Raw genomic sequence first — 22,423 nt, forward strand, 5'->3', positions numbered from 1 at the left:
TGGAAAAGGATTATATGCATTGGGAGGTTTAAACAAATGACGAGGAAGAATACAACGACAAACCCTTGGGCCAAGTTCCACGGTCCGAACCTTGGTTATGTTATTGAGCAGTATGATCTTTACGTAACTGGAGCAGGTTCTGTTGATCCGGAATTACAAGAGCTTTTTGAAATTTTTGGAGCTCCTTCGTTTCAAGATGATGTCGTAACAGGGGACAACACAGCAACACATTTTTCTCCTCAAAACACAGGTAACATTGAAAAAATTCTTAAAGTCGTTCAACTTGTTGAGCAGATTCGTTCTTTCGGGCACACGTTGGCTCACATCAACCCGATGGAAGATGCTGCAAATGGACAATCTCTTCTTGAGAAAGCAATGAACGAACTGAGCGATGCTGACTTGAAAGCGATTCCAGCGAAAACGGTATGGCAAGATGCACCAGAAGGTATTCACACTGCACTTGATGTAATTCATAGATTAAAAGACGTTTATACAAAATCTTTAGCTTATGAATTTTCTCATATACAAGATAGTGAAGAACGCGCGTGGTTGCATCAAATGGTGGAATCAAATTCATTGCGTCAACCACTATCAAATAAAAAACGAACTGCTCTTTTAAAACGTTTAACAGCTGTTGAAGGTTTCGAGCAATTCTTGCATAAAACATTCGTTGGGCAAAAACGTTTCTCTATCGAGGGCGTTGATATGCTTGTACCTGTTTTAGATGAAATTGTTCTAGAAGGTGCTAAGAACGGCGTAGAGGATGTCATGATTGGTATGGCTCACCGCGGTCGCCTAAGCGTACTTGCTCACGTATTAGAAAAACCATATAGCCACATGTTTGCTGAGTTCAAACATGCAAAAATAGAAGGCGCAGTGGCTAATTCTGGCTGGACTGGCGACGTGAAATACCATTTAGGTAGAGAACAAGTCGTTAGTAACGAAGAAGTTAGTACTCGCGTTACATTAGCAAATAACCCGAGTCATCTTGAGTTCGTGAATCCTGTAGTAGAAGGTTTCGCACGTGCGGCTCAAGAGAATCGTAAAAAATCTGGTCTTCCAGATCAAGATACTTCAAAATCATTCGTAATTTTAGTTCATGGTGATGCTGCATTCCCTGGTCAAGGTATTGTATCTGAGACACTCAACTTAAGCAGATTGAACGCGTACCAAACAGGCGGAACGATTCATGTTATCGCAAACAATGCAGTTGGTTTTACGACTGATAGCTATGATTCTCGTTCTACGAAATATTCAAGTGACCTTGCAAAAGGTTTCGATATTCCGATTGTTCACGTGAATGCTGATGATCCGGAAGCTTGTCTTGCAGCTGCTAACCTTGCGATTCAATATCGCATGTTGTTCAAAAAAGACTTCTTAATCGATTTAATTGGTTACCGCCGCTACGGTCATAACGAAATGGATGACCCGGCAGTTACGCAACCACAAGTGTACAAAAAAATTAAAAACCATCCAACTGTAAGAGCAATTTATGCAGATCAATTACAAGCTGCTGGTGTTCTAAATGCAGATGAGGTTGAAACAATTACACAGTTTATACAAGAGCAATTAAAATCCGACTATGCACAAGTACCACCAGCTGATACGAGTGATGCAACAATTCACGTTAAAGTGCCAGATGTTGTTGCAAAAGGTATTCAGTCAATTGATACTGGCGTTGAGATTGACTCACTTCGTGCAATTAATGAAGGTCTACTATCTTGGCCAGAAGGCTTTAACGTATATCCGAAAGTGAAGAAAATTCTTGAGCGCCGTAAAGATGCTCTTGAAGAGAACGGCAAAATTGAATGGGCACTTGCTGAATCATTAGCATTCGCTTCTATTTTACAAGAAGGTACGCCAATTCGTTTAACTGGTCAAGATTCACAGCGTGGTACATTCGCACACCGTCATATAGTATTACACGATACTGATACAAACGAAACATATTCACCGTTACACCGTTTACCAAACATTAATGCTTCATTCTCTGTTCATAACAGTCCATTATCAGAGGCTGCTGTTGTTGGTTACGAATATGGTTATAACGTATTCGCTCCAGAAACTCTTGTTATGTGGGAAGCGCAATATGGTGACTTCTCAAATACTGCGCAAGCATTATTTGATCAATATGTTTCAGCTGGAAGAGCAAAATGGGGTCAAAAATCTGGTTTAGTTCTTCTATTACCACACGGTTATGAAGGTCAAGGACCAGAGCACTCTAGTGCACGTCCAGAGCGTTTCTTACAGTTAGCTGCTGAGAATAACTGGACAGTTGCAAACTTAACAAGCGCGGCACAATACTTCCATATCCTGCGTCGTCAAGCATCTATCTTAGGAACAGAAGCTGTTCGACCATTAGTACTGATGACGCCGAAGAGTTTATTACGTCACCCACTTACGCTTTCAACTGCTAGTCAGTTAAGCGAAGGACGATTCCAACCTGCTTTAGAACAAGAAAACCTTGGTATGAAACCAAATAAAGTAAAACGTCTTGTTTTAAGTACAGGTAAAATGGCGATTGACTTAGCAGCAGAAATCGAGTCTGGTAAACATGAGTACAACTTAGACGAAGTTCATGTCGTTCGTATTGAGCAATTGTACCCATTCCCTGCTGAGAAAGTTCAATCTATTATTAAACGCTTTAAAAACTTAGAAGAAATCATTTGGGTTCAAGAAGAACCTCGTAATATGGGTGCATGGCATTACATGGCTCCAATTCTGTTCGAACTTGCTGGAGATAAAGTGAAAACAGGTTACATTGGACGTCCTGATCGCTCTAGTCCATCTGGAGGCGATCCATTCGCTCACAAAGCTGAGCAAGAACTAATTGTTGCACATGCTTTAGATGTGAAGTATAACTTCCGTCAAGATAAACAAGAAATTGAAGTTTACAGCAACTAAAAAGTAACAATGAAGGTTTCTAGCTTGTTCCTTGGGCAGAATATCTGCCCAAGGCCAGGCTAACAAATGGAGATTACCGAAGACAAAAGAAGAAAAAACACACCGTTAGGCAAATAAGGGGAGGACATTTAAAATGATCGAAATTAAAGTACCTGAGCTTGCAGAATCTATTACCGAAGGAACTATTTCACAATGGCTTATCAACGTAGGCGACAAAGTTGAGAAAGGTGGCAGCGTTGTTGAGCTTGAAACTGATAAAGTCAATGTAGAAATCATTGCAGAAGATTCAGGTATTGTATCGAAGTTACTAGGCGAACCTGGGGATACAGTTGAAGTTGGCGCAACTATCGCAATTTTAGATGCTAATGGAGCACCAGTTGCAGTAAGTACACCTGCTCCAGCTGCTGAGCAACCAAAACAAGAAACAGCTGAAGCACCGAAAGCTGCGGCTCCAAATGCTGAACAAACTACGGGTCTACAAGGCTTACCAAATACGAACCGTCCTATCGCATCACCAGCTGCTAGAAAAATGGCTCGTGAATTAGGAATCGACTTAAACGACGTACGTAGCACAGATCCACTTGGACGCGTGAGACCACATGATGTACAAGCTCATGCTGCAGCACCAAAAGAAGCACCAGCTGCTCCAAAGAGTCCAGCTCCTGCTCCAGTTGCAAAAACTGAATTCGAAAAACCAGTTGAGCGCGTGAAAATGTCCCGCCGCCGTCAAACAATTGCAAAACGTCTTGTAGAAGTTCAACAAACATCTGCAATGTTAACAACATTTAACGAAGTTGATATGAGTGCGATCATGGAATTACGTAAAGAACGCAAAGATGCTTTCGAGAAAAAACATGATGTACGTCTTGGTTTCATGTCATTCTTCACAAAAGCAGTTGTTGCAGCATTAAAACAATTCCCATTATTAAATGCTGAAATTCAAGGTGACGAGCTTATCATCAAAAAATTCTATGATATCGGTATTGCAGTAGCAGCTCCAGATGGATTAGTTGTTCCAGTTGTACGTGATGCTAACCAATTAAACTTCGCTGAAATCGAAAGCGAAATTCGTAATTTAGGTATGAAAGCACGTGATAACAAACTTTCATTAAAAGAACTACAAGGTGGTACATTTACAATTACAAACGGTGGTGTATTCGGTTCTCTAATGTCAACACCAATCCTAAACAGCCCACAAGTAGGTATTTTAGGAATGCATAAAATCCAAGTACGCCCAGTTGCAATTGATAACGAGCGTATGGAAAACCGCCCAATGATGTACATTGCTTTATCTTACGATCACCGTATTGTTGATGGTAAAGAAGCAGTTAGCTTCCTTGTTGCTGTTAAAGATATGCTTGAAGATCCAAAATCATTATTATTAGAAGGTTGATAGATTTTCAACCTATTAAAGGCTGTAGAATGAATCATTCTACAGCCTTTTTTTATTGTGTTCATACGGGACAAATTTCATGACATAAAGTATTAATGTATGCCTAAACGTAAGGAGGATTAAAATGAATAACCTTCCAATTCATGCAAAACTTAAAGTAAATAAGGATACTTTCTTCCTCCCCGATTCAAACGGGGGTGTCTATTTTCGAAATAACGCCAGTTCATTTCGCATGGACGGTGATGGAATTTATGACTGGATTGAAAAATTAATGCCAATGTTTAACGGTAATTATTCTTTAGCAGAAATAACTGAGGGTCTCCCTCTCCCCTATCAAAATCGTGTATTTGAAATTGGAGAGGTTTTATATGAAAATGGTTTCGTTCGCGATGCAAATCAAGATGCACCTCATGAATTAAACAGTTCATTACTCGACAGATATGCTTCACAAATTGAATTTTTAGAAGCTGATTCTCATTCAGGTGCTTTAAAATTTGAAACGTACCGCGGAGCAAATGTCCTTGTACTTGGCTCCGGAGATATGCTTACTTCTTTAGTTTCTTCTTTATTAGAATCTGGTTTACCTACATTTCATTACCTCGTTACAGATCGGGATGAAACAAACTATGACAGAATACATGAGCTAATAGAACGTGCATATGAAGTTGATAACAATGTACTCCTTCAAGAAATCGATACTACAATTGACCGTCCCTTGCATGAAGTATTCGAACCTTTTGATTGGATTTTATATGTTTCTCAAAACGGAGACATTGACGGTTTAAAAACAGTTCACACTATTTGTAGAGAAACGAAAAAGAATTTCATACCAGCTATTTGTTTATCAACACTCGGTATAGCTGGACCTGTCGTAACAGAAAATCGTGATGAATGCTGGGAATCCGCATGGCATCGGCTACATGAAACGACTTTGCAAAATGAAAATTCATCGGATTCCTTCTCACCAATTACATCTGCAATGTTAACAAATGTAATCGTTTTTGAATTGTTTAAACATGTCGCGGATGATTCATATCGTGAAAAAGAATCACAATTCTTTTTATTAAACTATGAAACACTTGAAGGAACGTGGCATCCTTTTATAAAACACCCTCTTGCAGCTGATGAAAGTTTTACAATTGATACGCTAGAAAATCTTTCTGAAAAACTTGAGCATCGGTCCAACCAACATACTTCAACTGATGTATTCCGATTTTTTGACTCATTAACTTCTAAAGAAGCCGGTATATTCCATGTATGGGATGAACAAGATTCATATCAATTACCGTTATCACAGTGCTATATTCAAGTAGCCACTCCACTATCAGATGGCCCAGCTCCCCTTCTGCCTCTTATGACTCGCAGTGGATTGACTCATAATGAAGCACGCCGAGAAGCTGGTTTAACAGGAATTGAAACATATGTAGCAGAAATCATTCACCGCCTTATTCCTGAACATAATGATATCGGTATCGGTGCTGGAGAAACGATGACAGAAGGATTTTACCGGGCACTACAACAACATTTAAATAATAAATTGTATGAGCGGCAGTCACATATGCTAGAAGAACTTACAACGATTGATTTAACTGATATTCACGATAAACATTGTAGATTTTATTACGATGCCCTCGCTACAATTCATGAAACACCTAAAATCGCAATGAGTGAAGAGATTCTCAGTTTTCCAGTCGTTTGGGTTGGTATAAATGATAGATGGTACGGTGCATCTAATATTAATATGACGTTAGCGTTACGAAACGCACTACAACTATCACTCTTTCACATTCAAAATGAAGAAATTCCTTACAGAGCTAATATTTTGTATGACTCATCTATTATTTTATATGACACTGATTCTCTTAGAGTGGAAATACAACCAGAAGAAGAAATTCCAAGCGTACAATCTTTACAACTCGCCTTACAACATTTAGAAGAACATAATTTTTATCCTTTCGTGTTTGATTTAGCAATCGAACCCTTTTTGAAAGAAAACTTAGACGGTGTGTATGGGGTATTAATTGCAAAGGAGGACGGTTTATGATTCAAAATATATTGCTTATAGGAGATGGCCTTCTTGCAGACTATGTACATGATCAATTATGCAAACAATATTCCATCATTCGTCAACATACCCTTACAGAAGAACTTCCTGAAAATATTCATCTCGCTCTCGTATTACATGACGGATCTCCTTCTACTATTCATCATGATGCGGAACTTATTTTTCGCTCAAATCATATTCCGTGGCTTCGTGGTTTCACTTCATTTGGCGAAGGTATTATCGGTCCTTACATTCATCCTCTTACGCCCGGATGTTCCCATTGTTCTGATGGACGCCGTTTTATCGCTGGCTTTGATCAAAAAGAAATGTGGGAACTACAGCGGAAATATGCCTTTAAAGCCGAAAATGGAACGAGGCGTGATGTACGTGCCACCCAAAATGGAATGTTACAAATGTGCCATCTTATTTGCGCAGAGACAGAAAAAATATTAACTCATAACCATTCTTCTTTAGAAAATGAACTTATTTTACTAAATTTACAAACATTACAATGTACGCGGCATTCTTTTCTTCCAGATCCTCTCTGTCCTGTATGTAGTAATTTACCTGATGATACTGCGGATGCGGCGGAAGTTTCTTTACAACCGAGTTTAAAAGTAAGCACCGAAACGTATCGCTGCCGTTCCATTCATGAATTAAACACATTTTTAACGAAAGACTATTTAGATTATCGGATCGGTATGTTGAACGGCAAAATGCAGCATTCTTTATTGCCATTTGCTGACGTCATTATAAACATGCCATTAATGTTTGGAAATGAAGGTGTTGCAGGCCGAACTCATTCATTTGCAGTGAGTGAAGCAACTGCTATTTTAGAAGGTTTAGAACGATATTGCGGTATGTCACCTCGCGGGAAAAAGACAAATGTGCATGGTAGTTTTCATGATTTAGAGGAACATGCACTAAATCCCCTCACACTCGGTGTACATACAAATGAACATTACAATCGTGATAATTTTCCATTTAAGCCGTTTGATCCTGATTATGAGCAAAACTGGGTATGGGGATATTCTTTATCACAAAACAGACCGCTTTTAGTTCCTGAATCAATTGCTTATTATAGCCTCGGTCATCGAGATGCTTTCGTGTATGAAACATCAAATGGATGTGCAATTGGCGGTAGTTTAGAAGAAGCGATTTTTCACGGCATTTTAGAAATTGTAGAGCGTGATGCCTTCTTACTCACTTGGTATGCCGAATTACCTCTTCCCCGCCTTGATCTGAGTTCAGCAAATGATACAGAATTACAATTAATGATTCAGCGGTTACGTACGATTACCGGATATGAATTACACGCTTTTAATGCGACGATGGAACACGGCATCCCGAGCTTATGGGTAATTGCAAAAAATACACGTGAAAATGGAATGAACGTTGTTTGTGCGGGAGGCGCTCATTTAGATCCTATTCGAGCTTTAAAAAGTGCCATTCAAGAAATCGCAGGCATGTTACTTATAACAGACGATGAACTCGAGCACAAAAGAGAATACTATGAAAAATGCTTACAAGATCCTTATTTCGTTAATAAAATGGAAGACCACAGCATGCTGTACGGATTGAAAGAAACGGAAGAACGTCTTCACTTCCTTTTACGAGAAGATGCACCAGTGCAAACGTTCCAAGAAATGAATGTATCACAGTCATTTGATATGGATTTAACATCCGATCTCCACCAACTTTTAAATCGTTTGCATCAATCTAATCTTGAAATAATCGTTGTAGATCAAACCGTTCCCCTTATAGAAAAGAACGGACTACACTGTGTAAAAGTCATTATTCCAGGCATGTTACCGATGACATTCGGCCATCACCTTACTCGTGTTACAAGATTAGATAGAGTCTATACCGTACCGATGACACTTGGATATAGCACTGAACCGTTAACAAATGAACAATTAAATCCACATCCGCACCCGTTTCCATAGTAAAGGAGGGATTTCATGCAGCTAGATACTTTTTTACATCATCTCCATTTCTCTATTGATGAAATTATGCCGAATCATGAGGTGGACTGGAAAGACGCACCGCTTCCTTATAAATTATATCGAAATGTACCTACCATCCCGCTCTCCTTAGAAATCCCGTTATCTTTATCGAACTCTTCTACTACACCTACTCTAAATGAGATTGGTCACTACCTTTGGTATTCATTTGGTGTAACACAATTATGTCAGCTAAATAGCGAGAGAAATGTATTACGCAGATCCATTCCTTCAGGCGGTGCTTTATATCCGAATGAATTGTATATCTATTTAAAGATTGACGATTATCCAGATGGCATTTACCATTATGACGCCGCGCATCACCGACTTATTTTACTTCGCGAAGGAAATTTCGATTCTTATTTAGCAGACGCACTCGGTAATCGCTGTAATATACATGATTGTTTCGGTGCCGCATTCGTATCCACTATGTTTTGGAAAAACTTCTTTAAATACAATAACTTTTCATATCGCCTTCAAGGATTAGATAGCGGAGTTCTCATTGGGCAATTACTAGAATGTGCAAAACAGTTCGGTTATACGAACGGCGTATACTTTCAATTTCTAGATCGTGCACTGAACCATTTACTCGGATTGTCAGAAGGTGAAGAAAGTGTGTATGCCGTTATTCCTTTAAGTACAGAGCCAGAAACTAATTGGTTTCACAATGATTACCGTGAAAATAAAACAGTTACTTCTCATGAGTTGTTGCAACAAATTCCGCCGTTAGCACATGAACATTTCGTTCGCTCAAAACATGTAAATGAACATCCGATGATAACAAAAATAAATGAAGCTTCTATGATTGAATCGACAGAACACTTCCAAACACTACATCATGAAGAGCACTATCAACATAATACGTACGCTGTACAGCTACCGAAAGTAGAACGGTTATCGTATGATTTCCTACAACTTTGTAAAAAACGATATTCTCCTGATGCGGACTTTATTTTAAGGAAATGGGATGCAGCTGAGCTCGCTACTTTACTACAAGAAGCGAGCCTCTCCTTCCCCTATTACAGCGACCTTGATGGTAAGTATGTAAATGAAAATGCACGCGTCTCATTATATGGATGTTTCTATAACGTAAAAGATATAGAAAACGGTGCTTACACTTATAACAGGAAAACACATTCCATACAACCAATTCGGTATGGGGATCTTCGTTATCTCCTTCAATCTAGTATGACGATGGATAACGTAAACCTTTTTCAAGTACCACTTTGCTTACATGTAGTCGGAAAGAAAGATTACTATACAAATGCATTAGGCTATAGAGGATACCGTATTCACCAAATGGAAGCTGGTATCCTCGTTCATAAACTAGTTTTTGCTGCAACTGCTATGGGGATGGGCGGGCATCCTTTACTAAGTTTTGATACAAATTCATGTGATCAATTGTACGGAATTGATGCTGGGAATGAAACGTCTCTTATTCAAGTTCCAGTTGGGGCGTATCGGGCGCGGAATTGGTTAAAAGGGGCTTTGCATAGTTAAAAGCACGCCGATGAACGGCGTGCTTTTTTACTAGATTAACTTAAAAATACTCTTAATTTGTCTAGCAAATAACCAATTTTTCGTACCGTAGTTATCATTTAAACTATCTAAATTAATAGATTGTCCGTTAGCAAACTTTAATTCTAACGTTGTATTTTTGTCATTTGTTTTTAAATTACTATTTGTAATATCATCATACTTTAATTTTTCAATCTCAATATATTCGTCTTTTTCTTGTCCGATCACGACATGGTCTTGGAAGAAGAAAAATACTTCTACTTTTTTACCGAAACAAAATACATTTTTCGTATAAATTAATGTCGCGTTATCAAGTCCGACACATACTTCTTTCATTTCTTCCACAACGTGTCCAAAGTCTTCTTCATGTCTTGTATTTGATTCAACAATCCATTCTTCGATTGTTTTCATATTAATTGCCATACTGCGCCCCCTGGTTCGTTCATTGCTTCGTTTAAAAAATAAATACTATATGAAAATATAAGCGATTAGTAATATGTTTTCAAGGGGGAACGGTATATTCAAAATAAAGTGAAACTTTAATCAATAGGGGTCTTCATCCCCACTGATTATTAGTTGAACCAATCGGGCTTTTATGGGCAGTTGATCCCCCCACCTAACTTCTTTGCTTTCGCTGGATTTTGAGGTGGGGGTCTTACTGTCCGCAAATAGCGGGATAAAGTTAAATTTCAAAGTAATATAAAAGGAAAACCAATTTCATTAAATTTTAAACGTTTGAACGAGACATTCTTCATCATCAATTAACTGCTCTCTCTCATCAAATTCAATGTTCAGTTTTTTATATACTTTCTTCCAAAACGACACTGCTGGTACATTTTTTAGAAGTTCGATAACGAAATATTGTCCTCTTTTCTCTTCTAGTAAATTCTCAACAGCTTGTTTACCGATTCCTTTTCCTTTATATTGATTCAATATGAAAATATCATTAATACCAAAATCATTTTCCTTCTTCAAAAACGGACGTTCCAGTAGTAATAAGAATCCTACAATACTATGATCAACTTTTATAAAATACGGCGTGATTCCGTCATTTTTCCAAAACATATGCAAATCTTCGTATTCAAAAAATCCGTTCGCTCCGATAGTTATATTCATAGTGAACTTAGAAAGGTCATGAAGATATAAAGCGTACAAATTACGTAATATTTCTTTTTCTGATTCTTGAACCTTTTGAAGTGCTACAATCATAAAAAAACTCCCCTTCCTCATATGTAACTATTTCCCGATCCTCTTCATTCGACAAAAATGATAATTCCCCTTTAACAAAAAAATAGCACTTTAAAAAGTGCTATTCTGCTCTCCTTGCCGCTTGCTGAATTGGGTCCCACACGCTGTTATATGGTGGTGCATAACTTAAATCGACATCTTCTAAATCATGAATGCTCATTTTATTGAAAAGTGCCATCGCGATCACATCAATACGTTTATCTACGCCTTCTTCTCCAATTACTTGCCCGCCCAATAATTGTTTCGTATCGGAGCGATATAGTAATTTCAAGTAAAGTGGTTTTGCATTTGGATAATAGCCCGCCATATTTGTAGAATCTACTTTGACCGTTTTATACGGAATGTGTAGCCCTTTTGCTTCTTTTTCATTTAACCCTGTTCTTGCGAGTGTCAAATCCATAAATTTAATAATGCCTGTGCCTAACGTACCTTTAAAAGCTCTTCGTTTATCAAGCATATTCAGTCCAGCAAGTCGCCCTTGTTTATTGGCTGTCGTTCCGAGCGGGATATGATCATGAATTTCCTTTATAACGTGGTAATGTGTTGCGCAATCACCGGCTGCATATACGTCTTGCACATTCGTTTGCATATATGCATTTACTTCGATTGCTCCTTTATGATTCTTACGTATATTTGTCCCTTCAAGAAAATCAGTATTTGGCTTCACTCCAACCGACACTAAAACAAGATCTGCTTTATACGTACCTTTATCCGTTTCGATTGCTTCTACTCGTTCATTTCCTTTAAATGCTTTTACATTTTCATTCGTTAAAATTTCAATATTGTGTTTATCTGCTTCTTTATGTATATATTCAGCCATATCTGCATCATAAATCGTACCGATATGATCATTTCGCTCAATCATTCTTACTTTCTTACCAAGTTCGACGAATGTTTCTGCCATCTCCAGTCCGATTGCACCACCGCCAATAATCGTTACATCTTCAACTTTATTCGTTTCTAGCGTTTTTAATATGCGCTCAGCATCAGGAATTGTTTTTAAAAGATGAACGCCTTGTAATTCCCGTCCTTCCCATTCTGGCATAACAGGACGCACTCCAGTCGCAATTAATAATCGATCATATGGAAATTCAAAGACATCCTTCGTCTTCGTATGCTCTGCGTACACCATTTTCTTTTCCGTATCTACTTTCGTTACTTCATGACGCACTTTCGCATCAATTCCATATTTCTCACGAAACGTCTTTACGTTGCGCGCGATTAACTTTTCAGTTGAAGCGATAGCACCACTAATGACATACGGTAATCCACACTGAGCGTATGAATAAATTTCACCTTTTTCTAAAGTTACAACATTTGCATTTTCATCGTTTCTAACAATTTGCATAGCTGCACTCATACCAGCTGCATCTCCGCCAATAATGACATAGTTCACTTTACCACTCCTTCTTTTTTACATACTCTTTACGTTTTCCATATTTTATAGAAATAACACCTACTTCCATTGTAAAGAAAGAGAATTTCATCTTCAAATTTGGTGCACAAACTTATGTATGAATAGGTAACTGTCGTGTCTTATAAACAACATGTTTAATATGCTATAACAGTAACCAATTGAAAGTAGGTGAAATATACATGTGCGCTGGTCTTCTCGCTCAGTTTCCAGAGGAACCGAAAGAACCAAAACCCGCCTTGTCGCTTGATCAAGAATTTTCTATTAACGCAACCATTTATAGTGCTCGTGCTTGGTTATCTAATGATGAAACTTTTCCACAAACGATTTGGAAAGGCTCTCGCTTTGCTTCCGCATCACACGCTGGCAAGTCCATCTTACCAATCGGTACTGTAAAAATTTTAAACTTATCTGATGATACAATAACAGTTACTGCATCATCAGAATCAGATGATACTCTCAAAATAGTCGTACCCCCTCATTCTGAAGGTGTTTTAACATCTAACGCATTATCTGACGTGCAAGCAAGTACATCAGGAGGAGCAAGTAAAGTCACATTCCTCTTTCATATCTTTTTCTCAAGGGATCCTGGTTCAGATAAAAAACCATAAAAAAGGTACAGTTATGCACTGTACCTTTTTCACGCGCTCTATTCTCTTGATTTGATTAGTTCAATATTATAAGTTTCGATATCTGTTAACTTTCCTTTAAAATAAGGATTTTCTCTATACCAAGACTGTGTTGCAAAATACGCTTGCATATCTTTCGTTTGAAAAATATGTCCATGCCTTGCATATATTTCATTTCTAGCAATTTTCAACTGTTCTTTCGATAAATAGGTTAAATCTGTGCTCGTTAATTTTCGAATATCACTATCAGGAAAGATGAAACCATTATATACATACCCAGTCGTAGGTGGCGGGGTAACATTATAAACAACTGTTTTTTCTGCACTTTTCGTTTGGAATGGAAGATTATAAGACGAAAGTGCCGTTACCGTCTCTACTTTTGTCGTTTCCCGTCCATTTTCTCCATTTCGTTCTAAATAAATTTTCGCGCTTCCATCAGTCGCTACAGGCCCCCATGTAATTTCTTCTCCTGCGAGCGCTGTAACTGGTTTTTGATTTACGTACAATGTTGCACCAGGCGCGTTCGTTTGAACTGTAATATATTGACCTTGCAACGTTAAATCTATCGTTACGTTATTTTGGCTTTGTTTCATAAGTACAACCTTTTCCTCACGTGATAGTTTTACATAGTCATTTTTATATTCTGATTGAAACACTTGATTTCCCGGAAGAAATGGCCCATATTGCTTCTCAAACTTTTTGTCATCTGTCTTATCAATTTCTTTTCCGTTCATTTTTAACGATACGCCTTTTTCATTTGTAAGCAAAGTTGTATAGTACGTCTTCGCTTTCAATTTATACCGATCAAATATAAAGAAATACTTTCCGTCTTTCGTTAATGAAAAATCAGCTCTTTCTATTCCGTCCCGTTGTTTTTCACCTTGTCTCAAATATCCTTTTAATTCATTTACGTAAGATGGATTTTCTTTTATATATGAAAATAGAGGCGTTAAACTCTCTCTCGTTATCATAACCGACGGATCATCTGCCGTAACGATCTCAGCTAATTTCTCTCCGTCCCGCTCTTGTAAAATCGTAATCATCCGGTCTACTTGTGCCACCTGCGTATAATACGATGATCCGTACAAATACAATCCAATAATCGCTATAACAAATAGTGCTAACAGTGTAATGCCAACTTTTGTACCACTGCTCATGTTCTTCTTTACTACAGGACTTCCCCTCTTCATCCCGCAGTTTTGACAAAATTGTACACCATCTTCAAACTGAACTCCGCACTTTGTACATACATTCATTCAGTCAACCACCTTTTCATTAGAAGCCAGTTATTCCCTGTGTTAAGGCTTGAATTATCGTGCTAATGTAAGACCAAAGTACAATGAACGTTGCAATTCCAATTAAAACATTTGCAATAATAAGTGTGTAAACGAGATCTAATCCGCCATTGTCTAGTTTTAATACGGCTACAGTTATACTAATCCCTATATAAGTTGCAACTACCGATAATAATATCGGTAAGAAAAAGATTAATAAAAAACTAAAAAGAAAAGAAAGAACTAATATGACAATAGCCGGCGTCGCTATCGTTCCCCATATACCAAATACTTCAAGAAACGAAAAAGATGATTTCATCATCTTACCACTTACAAAAATAATAAATCCGACAAATAAAGTTAAAATTAATAAAAAGAAAAAGACCGTTATAGATTCTCCAAAAAACGTGGGAGTAGATATATCTGGTGCAAATGTTCTCGTAACTGCTGATGCTGCACTCATCATTCTATAAAAAATACATGCTCCTAAAAAACAAATAAGAACAAGACTTACAATTCCATTTCGCACTTCAATAGTGCCGCTTTTCATAATCGCTGTCGGTGCTTGTAATGCATGTTTAAAAAATTGAAAATAGCCGCTCGCAAACCGCTTCGCTTGTTCTACCGTTTCATTTGGACGCGTTTCCTTTTCTTGTGCCGCGCGCGCTTGTTCCTGCCCTTCTTCTTTGCCACTACTTGCCACTACTTCTTCCGTTAACGAATGTCCACAATTCCCGCAAAACTTTGCCTCTACTGCATGTTCTGTATGACATGACGGACATTTCATTCTCTTATCCCTCCTTAAGCATATACCTTATAGGGTGTTACAAGTTCAATATATGAATTTGTACATAAAACATGACTACAAGAAAAAGATTCTGAAATCCTTCTTCCGAAAGAAAATATATGTGCTAGCAATCTTGAAAAAAAATGCTATTATGAAACAGAATAAATAATATTTTTAACAGATTGGATGAAAGAAAATGGAATTGGTAAACTCAATTTTTCAAATACTCCTTACAAGCGTAATCCAATTATTATCTTTAATTGGCGTTATCATTGTAATTGGATTTCTATTAGGCTATTTAGAATCTCTCACACGCATGTATTGGTCGAGAGCTTTTGGAAGAAAAGGATTCCTATTAACGGCTTGGATCGGTGTTCCGATTCACGAACTTGGACATGCCATTATGTGCGTACTGTTCCGTCATAAAATTGTGGCGACTCAGTTCTTCCCAACAGATACAAGTCAAGGGGCTTTAGGTTATATACAACATCAATACAATCAAAAAAGTGTGTATCAACGAATTGGGAATTTCTTTATCGGTATTGGGCCTATTATTTCTGGTATTACTGCATTAATCCTTTTAATGCGCTATTTCGTACCAGAATCATATTTTTTATTTAATACAACTCTCGAAAAAACGATTGCTTCTACTTCTATTAATGTAGAAATGATTCAAAACATGCTCTTGTCGACGTTTGTATTATTGAAAAGCTTATTTACAATCGGCAATTTATTGAATCCTTCCTTTTGGTTATTTTTATTTATCGCCATTTGCATTTCCGCACATATCGCTTTAAGTAAACCAGACATTAAAGGATCAATAGACGGTGTTGTCGTCATGTTTATCGTGTTATTTTTATTCAACATAATAGCAGGACTGTTTCAATACAACAGTAATCAGCTAATTGGACAGGTTATGAAATATAATATGTATCTCATTGCGTTTTCTAGTGTGGCACTGCTGTTCTCTTGTCTTTCTACACTCGTTAGTTTTTCGTTTTATAAAATAAGAAGAGGGCGTTCTTTTTGAACGCCCTCTTCTTATTAATTATTCCCCTTATAATCACAATGCTCAACCGGAACACGAGCATGCCCCTCTTCATCGGTACACCATGACTGTGATTGGAAGGCAAGAAAGATACCAATCCATTCTTCTTCCTTTTCAAAGTGAATGAGTATTCCTCCGTCTTGCCATATACCATTATCAGCTTTCCATTTCTCTACATTCCCTTGATTCATGTGAATATCATGTATACCGTTTCCTGGTTTGAAATGAAAATAGGAATCTGGTGTATTTTCTTCTGGTCCCCATCTTTCGCCAAACGCGTAAATAATTGCTTTTTCTTCCATCGCTCGCTTTATATAACGTTCTATTTTTTCGTTTAAATCATTATCTGCACCTGCTTTTTCGGGAGGCAAAGGAATCATTTGTTTTGAGTCAAATAGATTTCCTCTTACATAATCTAAAGCTACTTTCGGCTCATTATTTTTTACTTCCGTAAAACCAAATGGTAATGTCGGTAAAATATGAATCGCCTCTGACCTAATATTGTTACTCGCAAAATATAAAACTTCTGACGGATAACTTTGCGACTTTACGTTAATAGCAATACGATAATCTACTCCAGTCTCGCCCTGTAAATGAACTTGATAATGAGGTGTTTTCCCTTTTCCAATCTTTGATTGTATAACTGTACCTTTTAACACACCGTAGTTTTTTAGGGGCATACATTTCATCTCCTATTCATTTAGTAGAAGCTATTCATATTTAAATCATTATCCACTCATAAAAAAAATCCTCCTATGTTAGGAGGATTTTTAATTTCTCAACATATACCAAACGATAACTTCTACCATTACAAGCAAAACCGCACCAAAGATCATTAACGTCGTCTTCTTTAACAGTTCATTTTCACGGTAAGGGATATTACATAAGTAAGCACCTAGTGTAATCCGTGACGGGCAAGCGATTGTCGCTACTGATGATGCGGTGTTTTGCAGTGTTGTGACGTATTGCCACGGGAGTGCTACGTTTTGTGCGGTTTGCATTTGTAGTTTTATAAACATTGCATTTGATCCTGCGTTACTACCTGTTAAAAATCCACCAATAGCACCAATAAACGGAGCAACGAAAACGAAAAAGGTTCCAAATGTTTCACCAGCTGTCTTTGCGAGTAATAAATGCATGCCTGATGCACCCATTAATTCTGAAATGGCGATAAACATTGTCGTAGTAATAGCAAAAGGAATCCATTGTTTGATTGTTTGCGAGAGTGATTGTTTAATAATATTAGACGGGATGCGGAAGAAAATAATAGTAAATAAGCAAGTCATACCGAGCCAAAATCCTGGTGAATATAGTAACTCTAGTTTGTAAGAGTATGATTTCAAATCAAGAACCGCATATGATCTGAACAAATCATGTAATGCTGGAACGAGGCGAGAAAGTAAAATACAAACTGTTAGAAATATATAAGGGCTAATAATTTTTATAATGGATACTTCTCTCTCCGTTGCAGCGGCATGTTCTGTTATAAGATTTTGCCCACTTTTTCCTTTTAATTTAATGATAAGAAAGCCAAATGTAATCGTAACGATAGAACTTAATATCCCTGCTAGTTCAACACTTACGTACGCATTAGAAAGATAGATTCCGAGAGAAAATAATAGAAAGAATCCTACCCCTTCTTTCCACTTTTCTATAACCGCTTGCCAGCCGCCAACAACGTGTAAAGAAAGAATAACAAAGTAAGCAAACATCGGAATACTTAATAGCGCTGTATTTGTACCAAGTGTTGTAAGAGGCATATTTATTAGCTGCGAACCGATAATCGTACCAGTTGCCATTGCGCCCCATGAACTAGCTAGTAAGCCGATGAATGAGAGCAGTACAGCTTGAAATGGTTTATATCCTAGTGAAAGAAAAATAGGTGCTGCAACCATGAAGCCGATACCGAATCCACTTACTGATTCAATAAGCGGGCAAATGCCAAAACACATAAGCAGCATTTGTAATAAGCGATCCTGAGTAACTTCTTCTAGAAAACGTGCTACTTGATCGATGTACCCCATTTTGTTCATGAGGTGAAATAAAAAAATACCGAAAAATAAAACGTACCCGACAATAAAACAAATTAACCATCCTTTAATCGTTGCGTGTACAGTTTCACTTATCCCTAATTGAAACGTTGGCGAGAGTAAAACGATTCCAACAGACACAGCATAAGAAATTAACGAAGACCTTAATGACGTTTGTTTAAATAAAAATAAACAAATGAAAATCATCATAATTGGGATAAGTGCCAACAATATGGCCATATTATCATCTCATTTCGTTTAAAATACAATTTTTAACTATTATATAACAGATGTTGTAATTTTCAATTGTTTTTAAAACAGATTTAAAAAAGGAGCCAAACGGCCCCTTTTCATTCACTCCCATTTTCTATTATCCTGAAAAACTGTCTGCTGTCCGATTATTTTTTTCAACACAACAAACACAATGTAAGTACATATTGCTTGCAATGCAATATTCCAAAATTTCATTAATGTAAATGAATGAATCCGTAGAAATAATTCGTTTAATAATACAATCGAAACGATACTAAATAATTCTATACTAATCGAAAATAGACATATTTCTAAAATAGACTGTTCTTGAATGCGATTTAAGTTGGAAAAGATAAATACATATCCTAAAAATAGAGCCATCAACTCTATTTTCGTCATGCTAATGAGCCAAGCGTATAGCGGTACAGTTAAAAGAAGATATAGTAGTTTACGTCTTAGCATGCCTTCTCACCCTCTAAATTATATGTATTTTCTGTATATTTTAACATTTATTACGCAAAACAAAAAGAAGAGACTACGCCTCTTCTTTTTGTTTTGTTGCATATATTAATTCACATATTTCTTCTCGTTTTTCATTTTCTAAAAGCTCAATGATCTTACTTCCAACGACAACTCCGTCGCATATTGTAACCATTTCTTCTACATGTTCTTTTGTTGAAATGCCGAATCCAGCGACTACTGGTAAGTTGACGTGTGATTTTACTTTTTCTAAGTAACTATGAATCTCCTCTTTAAAGTTTTGACGTACTCCCGTTACGCCCGCTACTGTAACAGCATAAACGAACCCTTCTGATTCACTCGTAATTTTTTCAATTCTTTCAATAGGGCTCGTTACGGTAACGAGTGGAATAAGCGCAATGTTTGCCTCTCGAAGTAACGGCGCAATAATATTTTGTTCTTCATACGGTAAGTCTGGAACGATGATGCCGTCTACACCTGCTTCTATACAGTTTTCGATGAATCTCTCTTTTCCGAATGCAAGTACCGGATTTAAATATGTCATAAGAACAAATGGCATTTGTACTTCTTTCCTTACCTCTGCTAACGCTTGAAAAATGCCTTTTAATGTTACGCCGCTATCCAGCGCTCGCTTTCCTGCTCTTTGAATCGTTGGGCCATCTGCAACTGGATCTGAAAACGGTATACCAATTTCAACGATGCTTGCTCCAGCCTCATCTAGAAAACGAATTCTTTCTTTTAATTTTTCAAGGCCGCCATCTCCGCCCATTACGTACGGAATAAATACTTTCTTGCCATTTTCAAACGCTGCTTTAATTTTTTCTACTCCCATTTTTTACACCTCTTCCATATAACGTTTTATACTCTCTACATCTTTATCCCCGCGGCCAGATAAACAAATAACAAGTCCTTCATCTTCCTTCATTTTCGGAGCTAATTTTAATGCGTATGCGACAGCATGTGAACTTTCTAACGCCGGGATAATGCCTTCTTTTTTCGTTAATAATTGAAATGCTTCTAATGCTTCTTCGTCTGTTATCGAATGATAAGAAACGCGGCCAATATCTTTTAGCAAGCTATGTTCTGGACCAACACCTGGATAATCAAGTCCTGCTGAAATAGAGTGTGCTTCTTGAATTTGCCCTTCTTCATTTTGCAGAAGATACATCATTGATCCGTGTAAAACACCGACGCTTCCTTTCGTTAAAGTTGCTGCATGCTTTTCTGTATGAACGCCTTTTCCAGCTGCTTCTACGCCGTAAAGAGCAACTTCTTCATCGTGTACGAACGGATAAAACATCCCCATCGCATTACTACCACCGCCAATACAAGCAACGACTGCTTCTGGTAACTTTCCTTCTAACGCCTCATATTGTTTTTTCGTTTCATTTCCAATTACACTTTGGAAATCACGGACAATTTGCGGGAATGGATGTGGTCCGAGAACAGATCCCATAATGTAGTGCGTATCATGCACATGTGAAACCCAGTAACGAAGCGCCTCGTTTACCGCATCTTTTAATGTACCGCTACCTGCCGCTACACTTTCTACTTTCGCTCCGAGTAATTCCATTCGGAACACATTTAATTTTTGACGTCTTACATCTTCTTCTCCCATAAAAATGACGCATTCTAACCCGAGAAGAGCACATACAGTAGCTGTTGCAACTCCGTGTTGTCCAGCTCCTGTTTCAGCGACAACTTTTTTCTTACCCATTCGCACCGCAAGTAGTGCCTGACCAATTGTATTGTTAATTTTATGAGCTCCTGTATGATTCAAATCTTCACGTTTTAAATAAATCTTTGCACCTCCGCAATACTTCGTCAGATTTTCAGCGAAATAAAGCGGTGTTTCTCTTCCGACGTACGTTTTTAAATAATGATTTAATTCCTTTTGAAATGCCTCATCTTGCATCGCTTCTTTATATGCTTCTTCTAGTTCTAGTACAGATTGCATTAACGTTTCTGGAACGTATCGTCCTCCGTATATACCGTAATGTCCTTTTTCATCTGGATATGCGTAGTTCATTTGGAACACTCCTTCGCTTTTATAATAAATTGTTTTATTTTCTCTACATCTTTCTTTCCTTCTGTCTCTACTCCGCTGCTCACATCAACCATATAAGGCCGAACAATTCGAATTGCTTCTTCTATATTAAGAGCGTTTAATCCACCAGCTAATATCGTTTTCTTTCGCAATTCTTTTGGTATATGCCCAAGTAGTTCCCATGAAAATGTCTTTCCATTTCCTCCATGAAACTTTTCTTTCGGGCTATCAAATAATATATAATCCGCTTCATACCCTTGGGCGTTTTTCATATCACTCTCTGAAGTTACTCCTAGCGATTTTACAGACGGAATATTCAATCTTCTAATTTGATGATTGTCTTCATCCCCATGTAGTTGTACATGTGTTAACCCACACTCATCTGCAATTTTCTGGATCACTTCTACTGATTCATTTACGAAAACACCGATTTTTAACACGTTGGCTGGAAGCTCCTGAATGATTTCTTTCGCTCTCTTTGGAGTGATTTTCCGTTTACTTTCTGCAAAAACAAATCCGAGTGCATCTGCGCCATATTCGCACGCACTTTTCGCTGTTTCCACATCAGTGATGCCGCAAATTTTCACTTTCATATATTCACCTTACAATCTTCAAAAAAACTACTAATAGAAGATGATGTCATAAGCGCCTCTCCAACTAATACACCTTTGGCTCCAGCTCTTTTAACACGAATAATATCTTCTTTTGAATGAATGCCACTTTCACTAATCCAAAGTAGTTTCTCCTCATTCAATCTTTTTCCAAGCTTTTCAGTTTGGCTTAAATCTACTTCGAACGTTTTTAAATTACGATTATTAATGCCAATAACGTGCGGATTTAATACAATCGCAGTTTCTAATTCCTGTTCATCATGAACTTCAACAATCGCTTCCAATCCTTTTTCTAACACGTAGCTATACAACTCTTTTAACTTCTCTTTCGTTAACGCTGCTACGATTAGTAAAATAATATCTGCTCCCGCTTCATACGCTCTATCGATTTGAATCTTATCGATTATGAAATCTTTACATAAAAGCGGAATGTTACTTTCTTCTCTTGCTGTTTGTAAATCTTGAAACGATCCTTTAAAAAATTGACCATCTGTTAAAACAGATACTGCTCCTGCACCACATTTCTCATATGTTCCCACTTGTTTTCGTACGTCAACGTGTAAATTGATATCTCCTTTTGATGGTGATGCTCGCTTTACTTCTGCAATGACAGTAAACTGCTGTAACGCTTCTACAAGTGAATGTGTCTTTCTTTTTGTTTTTACTGGTGTATATATTTCATATAACTCCGCAACTTCCTTTTTCTTCTGTTCTACAATTTTATCTAAAATCGTCCCCACT

The 22,423-nt window shown here is 37.4% G+C and carries 19 protein-coding genes; 7 read left to right on the forward strand and 12 right to left on the reverse strand.

Features of this window, described 5'->3' with window-relative positions:
* Positions 1–36 precede the first annotated feature (36 nt).
* The 5 genes from odhA to DN400_RS16490 all read left to right on the forward strand — a co-directional run bounded on the left by odhA (position 37) and on the right by DN400_RS16490 (position 9,844).
* Positions 37–2,904: a 2-oxoglutarate dehydrogenase E1 component gene (gene odhA / locus DN400_RS16470; RefSeq protein ID WP_000197136.1), complete on the forward strand. Its 2,868-nt coding sequence runs from the start codon at positions 37–39 to the stop codon at positions 2,902–2,904.
* A 133-nt stretch (positions 2,905–3,037) separates the two neighbouring features.
* Entirely contained in the window at positions 3,038–4,297 is a 1,260-nt protein-coding gene (gene odhB / locus DN400_RS16475; protein ID WP_000569893.1) for a 2-oxoglutarate dehydrogenase complex dihydrolipoyllysine-residue succinyltransferase, read from the forward strand.
* Positions 4,298–4,421: 124 nt separating this feature from the next.
* Positions 4,422–6,341, forward strand: coding sequence for a putative thiazole-containing bacteriocin maturation protein (locus DN400_RS16480; RefSeq protein WP_147801757.1), 1,920 nt, complete (start codon positions 4,422–4,424; stop codon positions 6,339–6,341).
* Positions 6,338–8,287: a TOMM precursor leader peptide-binding protein gene (locus DN400_RS16485; RefSeq protein ID WP_065228481.1), complete on the forward strand. Its 1,950-nt coding sequence runs from the start codon at positions 6,338–6,340 to the stop codon at positions 8,285–8,287. The genes DN400_RS16480 and DN400_RS16485 overlap by 4 nt, the downstream gene beginning before the upstream one ends.
* 15 nt (positions 8,288–8,302) lie before the next feature.
* A complete protein-coding gene (locus DN400_RS16490; protein ID WP_065228480.1) occupies positions 8,303–9,844 on the forward strand; it encodes a SagB family peptide dehydrogenase in 1,542 nt (513 codons plus the stop codon).
* A gap of 30 nt (positions 9,845–9,874) precedes the next feature.
* Here DN400_RS16490 and DN400_RS16495 read toward each other — a convergent pair whose 3' ends face one another.
* The 3 genes from DN400_RS16495 to DN400_RS16505 all read right to left on the reverse strand — a co-directional run bounded on the left by DN400_RS16495 (position 9,875) and on the right by DN400_RS16505 (position 12,506).
* Positions 9,875–10,285 (reverse strand): DUF3908 family protein, encoded by a 411-nt coding sequence (locus DN400_RS16495; protein WP_000996808.1) that lies wholly within the window; start codon positions 10,283–10,285, stop codon positions 9,875–9,877.
* A 297-nt stretch (positions 10,286–10,582) separates the two neighbouring features.
* Positions 10,583–11,071: a GNAT family N-acetyltransferase gene (locus DN400_RS16500; RefSeq protein ID WP_000634324.1), complete on the reverse strand. Its 489-nt coding sequence runs from the start codon at positions 11,069–11,071 to the stop codon at positions 10,583–10,585.
* Between the two features lie 100 nt (positions 11,072–11,171).
* Positions 11,172–12,506 carry a CoA-disulfide reductase gene (locus DN400_RS16505; RefSeq protein WP_001110235.1) on the reverse strand — a complete coding sequence of 445 codons (1,335 nt, stop codon included), beginning with the start codon at positions 12,504–12,506 and terminating at the stop codon, positions 11,172–11,174.
* 200 nt (positions 12,507–12,706) lie between these two features.
* Here DN400_RS16505 and DN400_RS16510 point away from each other — a divergent pair, with 200 nt between their 5' ends.
* Positions 12,707–13,135, forward strand: a complete 429-nt coding sequence (locus DN400_RS16510) for a hypothetical protein (protein WP_065482744.1) — start codon at positions 12,707–12,709, stop codon at positions 13,133–13,135.
* A gap of 38 nt (positions 13,136–13,173) precedes the next feature.
* Here DN400_RS16510 and DN400_RS16515 read toward each other — a convergent pair whose 3' ends face one another.
* Both DN400_RS16515 and DN400_RS16520 read right to left on the reverse strand, forming a co-directional pair.
* Entirely contained in the window at positions 13,174–14,409 is a 1,236-nt protein-coding gene (locus DN400_RS16515; protein ID WP_090975841.1) for a TcaA 3rd/4th domain-containing protein, read from the reverse strand.
* Positions 14,410–14,428: 19 nt separating this feature from the next.
* Complete coding sequence (locus DN400_RS16520) at positions 14,429–15,214, reverse strand: zinc ribbon domain-containing protein (RefSeq protein ID WP_000650084.1); 786 nt, start codon at positions 15,212–15,214, stop codon at positions 14,429–14,431.
* Between the two features lie 196 nt (positions 15,215–15,410).
* On the opposite strand from DN400_RS16520, the gene DN400_RS16525 reads away from it, so the two are divergent.
* Entirely contained in the window at positions 15,411–16,244 is an 834-nt protein-coding gene (locus DN400_RS16525) for a hypothetical protein (RefSeq protein WP_000424523.1), read from the forward strand.
* 14 nt (positions 16,245–16,258) lie between these two features.
* Here DN400_RS16525 and DN400_RS16530 read toward each other — a convergent pair whose 3' ends face one another.
* From DN400_RS16530 to trpC, 7 genes are all read right to left on the reverse strand, one after another.
* Entirely contained in the window at positions 16,259–16,942 is a 684-nt protein-coding gene (locus tag DN400_RS16530; RefSeq protein WP_001128610.1) for a DUF2278 family protein, read from the reverse strand.
* Between the two features lie 90 nt (positions 16,943–17,032).
* Positions 17,033–18,532 carry an L-lactate permease gene (locus DN400_RS16535; RefSeq protein WP_000996260.1) on the reverse strand — a complete coding sequence of 500 codons (1,500 nt, stop codon included), beginning with the start codon at positions 18,530–18,532 and terminating at the stop codon, positions 17,033–17,035.
* A 114-nt stretch (positions 18,533–18,646) separates the two neighbouring features.
* Complete coding sequence (locus DN400_RS16540; protein WP_000946150.1) at positions 18,647–19,006, reverse strand: DUF4029 domain-containing protein; 360 nt, start codon at positions 19,004–19,006, stop codon at positions 18,647–18,649.
* A 73-nt stretch (positions 19,007–19,079) separates the two neighbouring features.
* The gene (gene trpA, locus DN400_RS16545) at positions 19,080–19,856 is read right to left on the reverse strand and encodes a tryptophan synthase subunit alpha (RefSeq protein WP_000537838.1); all 777 of its coding nucleotides are present in this window, start codon (positions 19,854–19,856) and stop codon (positions 19,080–19,082) included.
* Between the two features lie 3 nt (positions 19,857–19,859).
* Entirely contained in the window at positions 19,860–21,053 is a 1,194-nt protein-coding gene (gene trpB, locus DN400_RS16550; protein WP_001105015.1) for a tryptophan synthase subunit beta, read from the reverse strand.
* Positions 21,050–21,664: a phosphoribosylanthranilate isomerase gene (locus DN400_RS16555; protein ID WP_000865144.1), complete on the reverse strand. Its 615-nt coding sequence runs from the start codon at positions 21,662–21,664 to the stop codon at positions 21,050–21,052. The genes trpB and DN400_RS16555 overlap by 4 nt, the downstream gene beginning before the upstream one ends.
* Positions 21,661–22,422 (reverse strand): indole-3-glycerol phosphate synthase TrpC, encoded by a 762-nt coding sequence (gene trpC, locus DN400_RS16560; protein ID WP_000536702.1) that lies wholly within the window; start codon positions 22,420–22,422, stop codon positions 21,661–21,663. The genes DN400_RS16555 and trpC overlap by 4 nt, the downstream gene beginning before the upstream one ends.
* Position 22,423 lies beyond the last annotated feature (1 nt).

It is taken from the genome of Bacillus sp. AR8-1 (assembly GCF_008042345.1).
GTDB classification, from domain to species: domain Bacteria; phylum Bacillota; class Bacilli; order Bacillales; family Bacillaceae_G; genus Bacillus_A; species Bacillus_A cereus.